The 14,722-nt window shown below is 38.2% G+C and carries 13 protein-coding genes; 2 read left to right on the plus strand and 11 right to left on the minus strand.

Translation table 11 applies throughout. The features are described from left to right. Nucleotides 1-42: 42 nt before the first annotated feature. The 5 genes from RE409_RS15075 to RE409_RS15095 all read right to left on the minus strand — a co-directional run bounded on the left by RE409_RS15075 (nt 43) and on the right by RE409_RS15095 (nt 4,287). On the minus strand, nt 43-1,008 hold the full coding sequence (locus tag RE409_RS15075; protein ID WP_309557758.1) for a PDR/VanB family oxidoreductase: 966 nt from the start codon (nt 1,006-1,008) through the stop codon (nt 43-45). A gap of 5 nt (nt 1,009-1,013) precedes the next feature. Then, on the minus strand, nt 1,014-1,535 hold the full coding sequence (locus tag RE409_RS15080) for a hypothetical protein (protein WP_201185029.1): 522 nt from the start codon (nt 1,533-1,535) through the stop codon (nt 1,014-1,016). Between the two features lie 13 nt (nt 1,536-1,548). After that, nucleotides 1,549-2,538, minus strand: coding sequence for a heme-dependent oxidative N-demethylase family protein (locus RE409_RS15085; RefSeq protein ID WP_201185031.1), 990 nt, complete (start codon nt 2,536-2,538; stop codon nt 1,549-1,551). A gap of 47 nt (nt 2,539-2,585) precedes the next feature. After that, entirely contained in the window at nt 2,586-3,998 is a 1,413-nt protein-coding gene (locus RE409_RS15090; protein ID WP_201185032.1) for a purine-cytosine permease family protein, read from the minus strand. An 85-nt stretch (nt 3,999-4,083) separates the two neighbouring features. Beyond that, nucleotides 4,084-4,287: a hypothetical protein gene (locus RE409_RS15095; RefSeq protein WP_201185033.1), complete on the minus strand. Its 204-nt coding sequence runs from the start codon at nt 4,285-4,287 to the stop codon at nt 4,084-4,086. A 193-nt stretch (nt 4,288-4,480) separates the two neighbouring features. On the opposite strand from RE409_RS15095, the gene RE409_RS15100 reads away from it, so the two are divergent. Beyond that, nucleotides 4,481-6,313: a sigma 54-interacting transcriptional regulator gene (locus RE409_RS15100; protein ID WP_201224286.1), complete on the plus strand. Its 1,833-nt coding sequence runs from the start codon at nt 4,481-4,483 to the stop codon at nt 6,311-6,313. A 411-nt stretch (nt 6,314-6,724) separates the two neighbouring features. Here the strand turns inward: RE409_RS15100 and RE409_RS15105 are convergent, their stop codons facing one another. The 3 genes from RE409_RS15105 to RE409_RS15115 all read right to left on the minus strand — a co-directional run bounded on the left by RE409_RS15105 (nt 6,725) and on the right by RE409_RS15115 (nt 9,549). Then, complete coding sequence (locus tag RE409_RS15105; protein WP_201253586.1) at nt 6,725-6,874, minus strand: AbrB/MazE/SpoVT family DNA-binding domain-containing protein; 150 nt, start codon at nt 6,872-6,874, stop codon at nt 6,725-6,727. Between the two features lie 150 nt (nt 6,875-7,024). Next, nucleotides 7,025-8,383 carry a LysM peptidoglycan-binding domain-containing protein gene (locus tag RE409_RS15110; RefSeq protein WP_309557759.1) on the minus strand — a complete coding sequence of 453 codons (1,359 nt, stop codon included), beginning with the start codon at nt 8,381-8,383 and terminating at the stop codon, nt 7,025-7,027. A 992-nt stretch (nt 8,384-9,375) separates the two neighbouring features. Then, nucleotides 9,376-9,549: a hypothetical protein gene (locus RE409_RS15115; RefSeq protein WP_201185036.1), complete on the minus strand. Its 174-nt coding sequence runs from the start codon at nt 9,547-9,549 to the stop codon at nt 9,376-9,378. 271 nt (nt 9,550-9,820) lie between these two features. Here RE409_RS15115 and RE409_RS15120 point away from each other — a divergent pair, with 271 nt between their 5' ends. Further along, nucleotides 9,821-10,471, plus strand: a complete 651-nt coding sequence (locus RE409_RS15120; RefSeq protein WP_201185038.1) for a 2OG-Fe(II) oxygenase — start codon at nt 9,821-9,823, stop codon at nt 10,469-10,471. A gap of 1,119 nt (nt 10,472-11,590) precedes the next feature. Here RE409_RS15120 and RE409_RS15125 read toward each other — a convergent pair. From RE409_RS15125 to RE409_RS15135, 3 genes are all read right to left on the minus strand, one after another. Then, nucleotides 11,591-12,160 carry a hypothetical protein gene (locus tag RE409_RS15125; RefSeq protein ID WP_309557760.1) on the minus strand — a complete coding sequence of 190 codons (570 nt, stop codon included), beginning with the start codon at nt 12,158-12,160 and terminating at the stop codon, nt 11,591-11,593. Nucleotides 12,161-12,349: 189 nt separating this feature from the next. After that, the gene (locus RE409_RS15130; RefSeq protein ID WP_309557761.1) at nt 12,350-12,550 is read right to left on the minus strand and encodes a cytochrome P450; all 201 of its coding nucleotides are present in this window, start codon (nt 12,548-12,550) and stop codon (nt 12,350-12,352) included. A gap of 538 nt (nt 12,551-13,088) precedes the next feature. After that, complete coding sequence (locus RE409_RS15135) at nt 13,089-14,639, minus strand: class I adenylate-forming enzyme family protein (protein WP_309557762.1); 1,551 nt, start codon at nt 14,637-14,639, stop codon at nt 13,089-13,091. Nucleotides 14,640-14,722: the final 83 nt, after the last annotated feature.

A 14,722-nucleotide genomic window follows, 5' to 3' on the forward strand; every position in this document is an offset into this window, starting at 1 on the left:
TCCGGTTTTCATTATTTTTTAAATTTTACCTGTACGGAATCGTTAAAGTTTTAAGACAAGTCTGTCGTCCTTCGCACGTGAGCAGCAAGTCAGGATTGACTTGCGTGTTTGACGGTTTTCTTCGCTAAGGAAGTTATCCCGGTGATCCACTTCACCTTCTGCAACATCTATCTCACAACTTCCGCACCCGCCCACTTTACAAGAATAAGGTGCATCAATTCCTTCCCTTAAAAGCGCATCAAGCAGTGTTTCACCTTCATGAACGTGAATGGACCGATCGCTGTCTGTAAGGTCGACAATGAAAGGTTCTTGCGGCCCATCATTTTTTGTCGCAAATAATTCGAAGTGGATCGCGTGTTCCGGATAACCATATGAACTGGCAGCTTTTCGATACTCTTGTACCATCTCGAGTGGTCCGCAAAAATATACATGTGTGCCAATGCGTTGATCCATCATCGTCTCTGGCAACATTCTGCGTTTGTCTTCTGCCTTCGAAAAATAAAAGGTACATTGATCAGGATATTTGGCTTTCAGCAGATCATAAAAAGGACATAATTCCGGTGTGCGTGCTGCATAATGGAGTTCGAAGGTTTGCCCATCGGCAGCCATGTCTTCCATCATTGCCAGAAATGGGGTGATGCCAATTCCAGCTGCATAAAAAGCATGATGCTTAGCTCGAAAGCTGAGAGGGAAGTTGTTTTTAGGGAAACTGACTTCCAACCTGGAATCTACCTTTACATGTTCATGCCAGAAAGCAGAACCTCCGCGTGACGTCTCATCACGCCGAATGGAAATTGCATATTTTTTACGGTCCCTTGGGTTGCTGATAAGGGAATATTCTCTCTCGAAAATCGTATCCCCGGCCGGCATGAAAGTGGTCAAATGCGCACCGCCTGTAAATGCAGGCAACGGTTTTCCATCAACTGGAATTAACTCGAACTGTTTCACGAATGGAGTTTCTTGAATGATCTTATTTACTTTCATTTGAATATTTCCTACTACCCGCATGATGTTCAGCTCCCTACTTCTTCTTCTTTTCCGATTGGGATGAATGGGTAACCAATATAGCCTTCCCGTACGATTGAATAAAAAGGACCTATTTCAAGACTGGCTCTGCAATGGTCACATTCTGCAATCTCTGCTTCTTCTTCGACTTCCGACACTTCGAAACATTTCATGCAATATACGTAACGTCGTTTAGGCCCGATAATCACCGTCTGGATCTCAGCTTCAGATAGACCAGCTTCTACCCCCAGCGAGAAGACCATAACGGCATTGTTCCATGCAGCCGCAATATAAAATTGGGTGCCCATCTTTTGTGACAAGATGAATCTCTTAATCTCCTCTTTATCTTGCATTCCGTTAATAGAAAGATATTCGACAGGCACTGTACCTGCGATTTCAGAAGTGAAACTCTTAGCCTTTTCGTATCCGGCTTGATCTGAAATGACGACAAACTTTCTTCGTTCATTCCGAGGAGTAAATTGATTTACGATCGTAACAGATTTATCAAACAATACTGGACTATTGTACAAGGCCCTCTTCCTCCTACTTATTGTTTATTTTTGCTTTTTGTTCTTCATCAATGCGTCTCAAATATTCGACTGATTGCGGAAGAAACGGGGCGATCCCTTTGTATTCTGCCATAGGTTCTGGAATATCCTGCAGCACGCTATATGTCAGATCAAACCACTCCTTGCGCAATGTCAAATCTTCAAGTGGCAGGAACTGTGTGTTCAATACGAATAGAATGGCATTGCTTCGTGGCATGCGATAAAATTTTTGTTCTTCAACACGCAAACGAACCAGCTTTCCTGCATTTTCTGGTGTTATCTCAGAACGCTGCGGCTCCCACACATCCATCGTTTCATAGTTGACATCCCAACGGTTCGCCATCAGGTTCCAGTTGATGCGTGTCCATGGCTTTCCTGGCTCGATGGATAATAAAAACTTACGAACGCGATCTGCCAGTTCATCACCTTTCCGCGATACAAATGGAACAGGTGCATGGATTTCATCGAAAGACATGCCTTTATTCCAGTTAGCCGAGAAGAGTGCGGCGTATGAAACCTGCCCCACTTCCAAATAGAAATTACTATCGCGATGAACCATTAAAACAAAATCATTGTGGAAATGGCGGCCTATATAATCAAGCGGCTCATTTGGAAGTGTGCTGGCATCGCCATACACAAATGAATCGGATTCCCCGAAAATGTGGTTCTTGAAGGTCCAGTTGTCTCCATCTTTAATGACCTCGAAATGCTCCGGATAGCGATCAGTTGCCATGTCGATTAGCATTTCCAATACTTCCCATTGCATTTCTAATGTGTGTGAAAAAGATTGAAACCTTATATGCGGCTGTTCTTGAAGGAGACGACGCTTCGTTTCCACTTGGAGTTTGTATTCTGGTGTAACTTCAATACAGTTAATGTTTGAGAGTCTTTTCAAGTCGTTTGAATAACGATAGTTACCTGAAGTGAATGGAAATGGGAATGTATCTAAATCAGTTGTTTTGAAATCTAAACTTTGTGTAAACATTGAACAATCTCCTCTCGTTCCCTAGATTCTTTAAAGTGCGTTTTTTTCTATTTAGCTTCCTTTAATTCAACGGATGGACGCTCCATGTCAACTTCAAAACGGAAAATGTATTTAGATGAAACATAATAGGTGACTAAAGCGACAAAGTATGTTGGAATTCCGGCAGCCGTATAAAGGAAAAAGTCACTTGCTTCAAAAGTCAATGGATTATAGAGTGCCCAGTAAACGATCGTTCCTATGACCACCGTGAGAACGGCCGACGGGTTAATGCCTTTCCAATAGGTATAAGAGCCTTGCGTGTCATACAAATCCCTTATCGAAATGCGTTGGCGCTTTACAAAAAAGTAATCTGCAACGACAATGCCGCCAAGAACAGCCATAATAAAAGAAATGACAGCAATGAATGAACCAAATGCATCGTAGAACGTTGAGCTTAGAAGTAGGAATATAGTCGGTACCGTTGTACCCATCGCAATCATCCATGACTTTTTCGGGAATACAGTTTTAAAGCTGACAGCTTGTGAGTACATAAGGAAAATGGCTGCACCGACATTCCCTACCGAAAGTAAAATCAAGCCGATGAATCCGCCCCAACTTCCTGCAATTGAAAACATCCAGTCAGAAGGATTAAGTGATCCAGCGACTAATGCAGCAAGGGCCCCGACTAATGCAGCGATACAGACGATGATTCCAAAGCTGTAGAATCCTGCTTTAAATGCGCCTCCTTCTGTTTTAGATAAACGGCTGTATTGACCAAGGTACGGAAGCCATGAAAACCCGAGACCGATATTTAATTCCAGGGCTGTCGCGAATGATCGAGAAGTCATTTCAAACGGTTCAGAAGGAAGTATATTGGCAACTTTCGTGAATCCCTGTCCAAACAAGACTATTGCGAGAAGGCCAAACATGAGAACCATAAAAACTGGAACGGCTACTGCGGTATATTTTTGAATCGCTACCGGTCCCCTCACCGTTACAAGAAATGCACAGATAAAGAGTAAAATCGAGAAAAACGGCGCTCCCGTTGCTTGGCTTGAGAAAATGGCGGGCATCCCCATCCAATTAGCAGCCTCTGCTAAAGCCTGTCCAGACATAAAAAGCGCAATGGAAATGTAGCCGAGAGTTAAAATAAGAAAAACAAAGAAAAAGATATTGGATCCTAGATACCCTAGTGAACTTCGAAACCCTACAAAAGTGTCTATGCCATAACGCGCAAAATAAAGGGTAATGGGAACAATCAACAGCATAGGGAAGGCGTTACCGAATAAAATCGCTGCGAGTGACTGCTTCGCATCAAGCATTGTACCTGTGTATCCACCAGTTAACAGCCCAAAAGATGAGAGGCCAATAACAACCTGAACTAAAATTAAATCCCGAAGATTAAAAATCCGGTCATTTTTACTTGCCGGTAAAAAGCCAAAGGCCACATCCTTTGAAATGGAGGAATTCTCTTTACTCACACGCTTCTCTCCCAACTATAAAATAATGATTGTATTGCTTGTAAATAAGGCTGTTATTGTTTTGGGTGATCTAAACAAAACTACTTTAAACAAGTGAATAGATGAGGTAAACGATGATTAAAATCATGAAAAAAATAGAACCTGTCGCATCCTTCCATTTCATTTTGTCGATTTTCACGGCATCTTCCTGCTCATACGCATTGATCCGCTCATTCAAATCTGAATATAGGTTTTTAATAAAGGGATCTTCAGAATTGATATTCTGTTGAAACTGATTCTCTTTATTCAAAATAGTTCTCCCTCCTTTGCAAGCATGCATTTTAGTCCCTTCTCTTTACTTTATAGCAATTACCATGCCAATCAGAAACACTATGCTTACAGGGTTTTCAATAGGAAGAATATTCATTTTTGAAACTATTGAACAATTGTGAAATTTCTGTAATATAAAACTATGAAGTTTAATGAAAGGCAGGTAGACATAAATGGATCACTTCACCTCTGCACTCTTGTCTATTTACGATCAGCTTATTGTGACAGATAATAATGGCACCATACTGAAATCGATTGGAACAGGGAATTCATTATTCCATACAGTCAAATCCGCTAATGTCGGTGGTTCCATCAAGGATGTTGAACAAGATTTATTTTCTACAAGCTTGGCAGAAGAGGTAATGGGCAAAAATGAAAAAAGATCTTTCATGCAGCCCTCATGGCAGGGGCCAGAGATGCTGATGACGGCGTACCCGATTGAATCTGGGGCATGGGTCTGGGCCTACAAAGAAATTAAAGACTCTTATCCAGATACATCAATGAGGCAATCGGGGCCTTTGTTGGAATCAAAGAAGCCATCTTTTCCATTTGTGATCCGCAGTAAACCCATGCTTGATGTTCTTCATAAAATGCAAATGGTTTGTGATGTCAGCGCAACAGTCCTTTTATTGGGGGAATCCGGTGTAGGAAAGGAAATAGCCGCCAGGGCCATACATAATATGGGTAACAGAAGCGACGGTCCATTTATACCTGTCAATTGCGGCGCCATCCCGGAAAACCTGATTGAAAGCGAACTGTTTGGCTATGTAGAAGGGGCTTTTACCAGCGCACGGAAAGACGGCGCCAAAGGGAAATTCACACTGGCCCATAAGGGTATCTTATTCTTGGATGAAGTGGGCGAGTTACCGCTTAACGTACAGGTAAAACTGCTTCGCGTCCTTCAGGAACGCGTGGTCACACCAATAGGAAGTACAACCTCACACCCTGTTGATATTCAAGTGATTGCCGCAACAAATAAATCGCTCGAAAAAATGGTGAAAAAAGGTGAATTTCGAGAAGACTTATATTATCGTCTTCATGTCGTACCTATCCATCTTCCGCCGCTTAGGAATCGTGTAGATGAAATCCCTCACCTGGTTCAATTTTTTTTACAAAAGTACAATACACTGTACTATCGAAATGTAGCCTTCACCCCGGATGCAATCGACTTGCTATGTATCTATCAATGGCCCGGTAACGTGCGGGAACTTGAAAATACAGTTGAGAGGCTTGTGATTACAAGCGGAATACCGGAAGTGGATGTTGCTTTGGTTAAAGAGGTCCTCCCTTTTAAAGGGCCCAAACCCACTTCACTACCTGTTATCGATTTTCTAATGCCTTTGCAAGAAGCAGTCGAACTTGTGGAGGAACAACTGATCAACATGGCAATGGAACAATACAAATCATTAAAACTAGCGGCAAAGGTATTGGAAGTCAGCCAGCCGACGATGAGTAGGAAATATAAAAAATTACGTAATAAAATTGAAGAGGCACGCTTTTCACCAGTGAATAAACGGGCAATTTTGGAAGAACAAATAAATCAACGGCTTCGTTCCGTTGCCGCTGTAACCGCAGCTATCATTCCAGCTGAAGAGGTTATCAGTCTACAAAAAAATATGAACCGGCAAACTTCCTATTCCCAGAAATTAAAACAAAAGCTTACCATGATTCAAGAAAAGGAAGGCGTAATTGAATGGGTCTTTATATTTATCATGACGGAGGATGGACGTCTGATTCACCTCGTTGCAGACAAAGGCTTTGTAATTGAACCGGGGGAAGAATATATTGGTCCCCCGGAAATGGTTAATGTCGCTTACCAGGCGTTTAATGGTAAAGCGGGTGTTACTCCCATTTACGAAGACAGGTACGGTGAGTGGAAAACAAGCTTTGCGCCAATTATTGATGATGACGGCAATATCGTTGCTATTGTCGGATGTGATTACAGTAAAGCCTATTTTAATTCTGAAATGCAACGACTCCGTAAGCAACTCAATATACATGTTTGATTTCAGGATACAGTCATGTCGGAATTAATTCAAACTGGTTGGATGCTATAGCGAAAAAAGAAAAGCTGATTAAAGGAGCCGTCTTGACCGGGCTTTTGTAGTCAGCTTTTTCGTTATTAACATTACATATACAATATTAAGGTTATAAAGGAAATTAAGAGAGGTCTTAACAGTTTGTCTGGGTCTGTTCAATGCAGAATCAAGGAAACCGGGATCTTTTACTCCGATTGATTCAGTAGGAGAATAAACTTTTATTGAATGGCATCGATAGCAATAATTTGATTAGTGGAAAAATAGATAATTATCCAACGTCATATTATCTATCCACCAATCCCTTGAATACTTCGTCATGTCCTTTAATAACACTTGAAAATATTTCCATAAATTCCACATCTACACCTTTAGGTAATTTCACTTTTTATTTTTCCTTAAAATGATTTCTTCACCCTTAAACTCAACCTCTAATTCGTCTCCAAAAGCTAAATTTGCAGTTTTCAACATTTCAACTGGAAACGTAATACCCAAACTATTGGCGACTTTAGTTAATTTCCTAATGGCCATTATTCATTCCTCCTTCAAATTGTTTATACTACTTTTATCTGTAATTTGTTATTTTTAATTACACAAAAAAAGCTTGCAGATTTAGACCCTAAAAAGGACCGTATTCTACAAGCTGAACAGCCTCCATTATCCGAAGGTTTTTCTGTTACACTATTGATTAAAATGAAATACATCCCAAATGTCAGGTGTTTCTGATCCAATGTACCAAGCAGATACACCGCCTAGATGATTTTGTTTTACCAGATCAAGCCGAAGCTTCATCGATTTTTTATCTTCTATCCATATTTGATGCTTTTTCCCTTTGGAAGTATACTCCACGTAATTTTGTGATGTCTTTTTATCCCATACCTTTTTAAGTCCATGAGATGAAATGATTTTGTTGACCTCAGCCATGGTACGGTCATGACTTTTCACTTTATTGGTCGATAGATCGGTTACCCATTCTCTCGTATAAAATGGTACAGCCAATATTATCTTATGAGCAGGTACTTCTTTCATTAAAAGCTTAGTTCCTTCTTTGATCCAAGGTAACGAGGAAACGGACCCGGCTACTGGGCTCCCTCCCCAATGCTCGTCATAACCCATTATGATTATATAGTCTGCTATTTTGCCAAGTTCTTTCCTATCTAGACTTTTTGACCAAAAAGGGTCGTCATTTTCTCGAGTGACATCCACCGATAGTTTAATACCATGTGGTTTTAGGGCCTTTTTTAGTTCGCCTATAAAAAGTACAAAGTCCTTCTTATTTTTTGGATCGATGTTTTCAAAATCTACATTTATTCCATCACTTTTAGTTTTAACAAGCGAATCTCGTAAAGCTGAAACTAATTTCTGGCGTTTTTTAGTACTGCCTAGTATAGAACCAGTTAAAACAGGGTCAAATTTATTACCGATAAGTTGCCAAACTTGTTTTCCTTGTTTATGAGCGTATTGAACGTATTTTGTATCGACAGAAACGGATACGAAATTACCGGAATCCTTCAGCGTATAGGAACGAGGAGATACTACATTTAAATTGGGGTGTTTAAGTTGTTGGGTGTAGTTTTCTTTCGATCCATTATGCTTCCAGCCCATGACGATAAGGCTTTGCTTCTTTTTTTGAAGTAGAGATTTCTTTATCCATCCCTTTTTACCATCAAGCAGTTGAACCTGGTAGTAATAATCGGGAATCTTCAATTTTTGACCAACTTTAAGGGTAACTGTTCGTAAGTTATTTAATTTCGTCAAATCACTTGTGGTTACCTCATATTTAGTAGAAATCTTCCACAATGTATCTCCTGATACAACCTTATGGATCTTATACTTTTGGGGAATCTTCAGGTTTTGGCCAACATTAATTTCGGAAGAGGTTAATTTGTTTTCTTTCTGTAACTCACTTACTGAAACTCCATATTGATTTGCTACTTTCCATAATGTGTTTCCAGTCTTTACTTTATGTATAATAGGCTTCGTAGAATCTCCAACGACAGAAGAAATGATGGGAAACTCCTCACCTTTTTTTAAGGTCATTAGTATAGTGGAACCTAGTTTAGGAGAACTATAAACCTTTGTAGTACCCGCTTTAACAGAACCTATGTAAAGTGTATTACTTGATGCTTTACCACTGGTTGGAAAGAGACAAATACAAAGAAGGCAGAACATAATAAGACATCCAAAGAATTTTTTCACTATTATTTTATTCTCCTTAAATTTTGATAAATTTAACTTTACTAGTTTACTATGGAGAATAGTTATAAAATAGAGGTACTTTGTGGAAAAGTTATTTCCTATATTTTAAACTCTTTTTATTTACAATCCTGTACCGTTAGTACAAATAAAGAGCATTAACCGTTCTTGGATCAATGCCCCCATTTGTTTAAGATTCGAAGTTTCATAATCTATTACTATAAATTGGTCTACACATAATAAAAGCCACTATAGTACTTAACTCTATTTCTTTGAATTATGATTACTCTTTTAAAATTCGTATTTAAGGTTTTATAAATAAGGCAATTATTTTTCATAGAAGTATAGACTCCCCATTTTAAATTTCTTCGTGCATATGTTTACGGATAAAGAGTGAGAAAATTGTTGCAACAATAGCTAATCCAATTGTAACAAGTGAGGTATAGTTAATGGCATCCAGTAAAGCTTGTTAGCCTGCTATTGCAGCATCCATTGTATGACTTAGTTCTGTCGTACGATCTGCAGCATACGTTGTCATTAATGTAACAAAAATAGCTGTACCGATTGCACCTGCTACTTGTTGTACCGTACTGTATACTGCTATTATTCAAGTTTGCTGTTTGCTGCGTCTTAAATACAATAAATTCAATAAAATAATGCCTTAGAGAATTAGAGTTCCTCACCACTTGGCCGGATTACATAAACAAAAATAATAGATAATATTCGGAAAGCAATTTAGAGTTATTACAAAGTTTTTTTCTTAACCAACTCTCCTTAAAAAACAAAGGATTTATGAGATTATTTACGAAACAATGGATTTCGAGATGCGGAGTCCATTATGTTTTTGCTAGTCTACTTTGCCCGGCTGTTAATCCGGCCTCTGAAGTGGGATATTCCTTTAATATCAATGTGCGAAAATGAAGTTTAGCTTCCACATACATATATTCGTTACGATTTTCTGTTGTCTTGACAAATTCCGAAGGTCTAAAGGTGAATTTCTCTAATTTCATGAGGGTCAAAATCCTCTTTGTAATAAAGCACACACAAATTAAACATCGCACGCACCCGTACGTCCTCCCCAGGATACTGATATCATAGAATCTATTAAAAAAAGGTCAACCAGTAATTTTTACTGGTCGACCTTATAATACGACGCACCCGTTAATTGAATAAGAAACAGTTATATAATGGGGTTCATGATATAATTATCATAGATAATCTCTTACAAACAAAACAAATTAATCATTCTGAAAATTAAATCTTTTAAGGAGTCGATGAAAGTTGACAATTGATAGTAAAAAATCAATTAGTAAAGAACAAACTATTTTTAATCACATTGGAAATAAAATCAAAACAGAAGATAGAGAAATTAATATAATTGCTAGATTAGAAGAACCACTAATAGTAATTTTAGGAAATGTTTTGAGTGACGAAGAATGTGACGAACTAATTAGATTGTCAAAAGACAAAATGCATCGTTCTAAAATTGGAGTTACACACGAAGTAAATGAGATAAGAACAAGTAGTAGTATGTATTTTCAAGATAATGAAAATGACATCATTACCAAAATTGAAAAAAGAGTATCATCTATTATGAATATACCCATTGAACATGGGGATGGTATTCAAATTCTTAAATATACTCCTGGTCAAGAGTATAAAGCTCATTTTGATTTTTTTACATCTTCAAGTAAAGCAACAAAAAATAATAGAATTAGCACAATCGTCATGTACTTAAATGATGTGGAGCATGGAGGAGAAACTTTTTTTCCTAAACTAAATCTTTCAGTATCCCCACGAAAAGGAATGGCGGTGTATTTCGAATATTTCTATACCGATAAAAACATAAACGAACTAACATTACATGGTGGAGCGCCAGTTATAACTGGCGAAAAATGGGTTGCAACACAATGGATGAGAAGACAAAAATAGTATATTTTTTACCTGAATTCTTTCGTTCCAAGACAGACACATCCTTTCAAAAATCATTGTAAGGACTAACTAAAATGTGTCCATGAAACAATATTAACTCTAAGTTTGTTGGGTATACACGAAACGATGGAAGGAAAGCCATAACCTACGGCGTGTCCTAGAGAAGTAAGTAAAGGTAACTCTTTACCATCAATATTTTCATTGAACGAAATTACATAACACTAGTTTCCTACACCATGTTTATTAGTAACTTGGAAAATTTCAATATGGTTTGAATTAGGTTTTGAAGTTTCAATCATATATTCTTCACAAAGCGTTTCTTTGAAATTATGGTTAAGTCAAAACAACTCAATCGAGAAGTAATGCGACTTTACATCTAGAAAACTGGGCTTATATCTAAAAACCACAACCAACTTCTAGGGCGGCTGGTTGTAGTCTTCAGTTTTTGTTATCTCCAGCTAAAACTGACTCTTTACTTTATAGAGTTTCTTACTTTACGTAAGAATTCTATATGTTGATCAACAATACTCGAGTGAAGTAACTGGCTCTCTTTTAATAAACGAAAAAAAGGGTTTCTGATGCGAATTCTTCTTCTCATAAATAACACTCCTTTCATCTTTTCTTTATTTTATTAATGAATGTCATTACTTGTAACGGCTAGTCCCTCAAGATGAAAAAAAAGTTAGTAATCTAGTTAATATTCCCTTACTTGTCCAACATCCATTTGTTTTAAATAAGACAAAACAACGCAAACACCTGTGAAGCCATCCCTAAGTCATGTGTTTCCAGCTGGATGATTCCCATACCGGGTGAATAGATCAAGAACATTTTCCATCCCTACTTTTAAAACTAGGAAAACAGTAACCGGGGTTTCATTTCTTATTGGTGCCGACCTTTATGGGTATGAAGATGGATATACCAGCATGAATAACTATATTGTGGATTATATTCAAAAGGGCTACAGAAGTCGTTAAGGCATTCTAGAGCGGAAGAGATTCCTATTCTGGGATTCCTGTCTTGGAAGCCCAATGGCTGTCATCTATGCTTCATTTGCTAATGAACCGATAAAAAATCTTATGCTGTCAGCAGCACCATTTGATTGGGTCATTCCCCCTATCGTCAATCGAACCAACGCAACACAGGGCTTTTGAGATCCATGTTGAATAGACCGTAATCAATGACAACCATTTCATTATCCTCGGAAAATGCGACATTATCTAACCGCAAATCTATTGGAATAATGCCGTATCTTAGGAATTTTAATTCCAACTCGATTAGTTTCGTATATTCCATGATTGCAAGTGGCACTTTTGTGCCCATCTTCTTCATAATAATCCAGCCAGACCCAAACTCCTTAACCGGACATAGGTACTTTTGGGCTTCCTCATTGCAGTTATAATAAATGTATGCTTCATTTGCGTTGCCTATTAATCCTACTTCACACAGTGCAATTTTTAAGATATAGCCATTATTGAGATCATAGACAATTCTGTTATAACCATATCCAATCATTTTATACTTGAATTTTAGAGTTTTTTTAGCAGTAACCATTTTTTGTTTTGCCGTTTTAAAAAATTGGTATTTTCCCATTTGAGATATCCAGGATTCAATGGATTTTATCTCTTCACGGGACAACATAGAACTTTCATTAGACTGTATTCTTTCATTACCATTGTTAATTGGGCACATCCCCTAAACGTCTCCTTTTTTAAAAAATTTGTAACTATAGAATGATATTTCCAGGGATATTGAAAAACATATACTTAGAAGAGTCACTAAGTAAAAGATTGTGTTCTAGCTGTTTATATTGGAGCGTTGAGAAATTATTTATTTTGCTACTGGTTGATAGCCGACCGAATTCATTTCTTTTTTCTACGATCATGCGCAATCCTCGCTTGGCCTGAGGGTAATAGATGGATGGGGCTTTACTTCATGATGATTCGAAGCTACCCTTAGCTTGTACCGCTTTGCAATAGTCGCAAGCACAAGCACTGCTTTCATCAATGCAAAATTATTACCAATACAATCTCTCGGACCTTCGCAAAATGAAAAGTAGGCATATATCCGGATGGTTTCCACAAAATTAATTTCAATCGTTCAGGCTTAAAAGACTATATATTATAGAAATACTCGGGCTTTCGGTGCATTACATACTGGCTTACCAGGAACACATTCCTTTTTTTAATTGATACTTATTTATCTCCACCTCCTCTTCCACTTCACATCCAGTGACAAAGACAGGAGAAAAAAAAGCATCGATTCCTAGATGATTTTTTGAGTATAGGTAAATTTCATGAAATCCCCAGGCGAAAAAGGGCCGTAATATCGATCATATCCTGCCTTCTATACATGATATGACTTTTATATAAAATGGCTTGTATTGTAGTTGAGAAAAACTAGAGTTATTGACTAAAAAAATTCAACACTATAACTTTTTTTTAATAGGTGTTTATAAACTTATTTAACAGAATACTCCCCTTATCCTCTAAAACAGCCTTTTACTCACAAGGAGCAAAGGCTGTTATTTTAAACCTATTAGCGATAGTCTATTTTATAAAAAAAAGCAACTGCCTAATCAACGCAGTTGCTTTTCATCCTGTTTCGGTAATAGAAAAAATTATTTTATATGAAAGATTCCCTTTCTATCGTTTGCAAAGGAATCCCGCAATGTTGTTTTTAATATTTTCCCCGATGGGTTTCGTGGGAGCTCATGTACAAAGTCTACTGATTTTGGTTTCTTATAGCCGGCTAATTTTCCTTCGCAGTAACCAATGATATCTTCTGCTATAAGATTAGCCCCTTCCCTTTGTACAACAATGGCTTTAACCGATTCCCCCCACACGGCATCAGGTACACCAATCACCGCAACATCGAGAATCCCGGGATGTGAATAAAGGACTTCCTCAATTTCACGCGGATAAATATTAACGCCGCCGCTGATCAGCATGTCTTTCTTTCGGTCCACAATATAGTAAAATCCATCCTCATCCTGTAGCGCCATATCTCCCACTGTAAAAAAACCATGATAAAACGAAGCGGCGTCAGCATCCGGATTGTTATAATAACCGTCTAAGTTGTACGGTGATTTAAAATATAGCTCCCCTACTTCACCGTTCGAAATCGGGTTCTTCTCGTCATCCAAAATTAAACATTCCACAAGAGGGAAAGGATGTCCCACTGAACGTTCCTTCCGGCGAATGTCACCTGGTTTAATGTTCAGTGTAATCGCACTTTCAGTCGAACCGTAAAATTCGTTCAAATCGGCATTTTTGAAAAAGTCCAGAATATCCAGTTTTGTTTGTGTCGGCAGCGGCGAGCCTGCTGAAACCAACACACGCATAGAGGAGATGTCATGCTTTGCTTTTATTTCTTCCTTCGTGTTGATCAAGAAATTGTACATCGTGGGTGCAAGGAACGTGTTTGTTATCTGGTATCGCTCAATGTCTTCAAGCACTTGTTCTGCATTAAATGATTCATGAATGACAAGGGTGCCACCCACGAGCAGCTGCATGACAAGAAAAATCCAAGGGGCTGCATGATATATGGGCCCTGCAACAAGGTGAATATCTGATTCGCCAATCTTGTATTCATAAGCTGCCGCCATTCCTGTCAGTATTCGGGACCGATGGGAAATGACCACTCCTTTTGGCTTTCCGGTCGTACCGGAAGTGTAGCCCAAATAGAAAGTATCTTTCTCATGAACCTCAATGTTCGGCTCCGCATCACAGCCTGAAGCAAGAAAATCTACATACCCTTCCAAAATTTCATTGGACGCACCGCCCACTACCAGTACGGTGTCTAATTGAGAGTTTCTTGGGAGCAACTCTTGTGCAATACCTTCATATTCTTCTGAAATAATGAATCCCCGGCTTTCAGAGTTTCTTAGTATATATTCTACTTCCTGTCCAACCAGGCGATAGTTTATCGGTACAATGATGACTCCGATTTTGGACAGCCCGGCAATGATCTCGACATAAGCAGCATGGTTCTTTAACATGACAGCTACTTTATCGCCTTTTTGAAAGCTACGATCCAAGAAAGCGTTTCCAATTTTGTTCGCGCGAATGTTTAACTCTTCATATGTATTGATCGTATTTTGAAAAATAACAGCCGGCTTATTTTTGTACTTACTTGCATTTTGCTTTATAACTGTACCAAATGTCAGCATACTCTCCACCAGTCCTTTTTTAAATAAATATAATTTTAAGAAAATTATATCATTTTTAAAAAAGATGGTAAAAAAATATTTTT

Source organism: Peribacillus sp. R9-11, from assembly GCF_031345095.1.
Lineage (GTDB): Bacteria > Bacillota > Bacilli > Bacillales > DSM-1321 > Peribacillus > Peribacillus butanolivorans.

Coding starts and splice junctions, on each gene's coding strand:
- RE409_RS15075 (WP_309557758.1), bottom strand. CDS start 1,008: ATGCGGGTAGTAGGAAATATTCAAATGAAAGTAAATAAGATCATTCAA.
- RE409_RS15085 (WP_201185031.1), bottom strand. CDS start 2,538: ATGTTTACACAAAGTTTAGATTTCAAAACAACTGATTTAGATACATTC.
- RE409_RS15100 (WP_201224286.1), top strand. CDS start 4,481: ATGGATCACTTCACCTCTGCACTCTTGTCTATTTACGATCAGCTTATT.
- RE409_RS15105 (WP_201253586.1), bottom strand. CDS start 6,874: ATGGCCATTAGGAAATTAACTAAAGTCGCCAATAGTTTGGGTATTACG.
- RE409_RS15110 (WP_309557759.1), bottom strand. CDS start 8,383: ATGACCTTAAAAAAAGGTGAGGAGTTTCCCATCATTTCTTCTGTCGTT.
- RE409_RS15115 (WP_201185036.1), bottom strand. CDS start 9,549: ATGAAATTAGAGAAATTCACCTTTAGACCTTCGGAATTTGTCAAGACA.
- RE409_RS15125 (WP_309557760.1), bottom strand. CDS start 12,160: ATGTGCCCAATTAACAATGGTAATGAAAGAATACAGTCTAATGAAAGT.
- RE409_RS15135 (WP_309557762.1), bottom strand. CDS start 14,639: ATGCTGACATTTGGTACAGTTATAAAGCAAAATGCAAGTAAGTACAAA.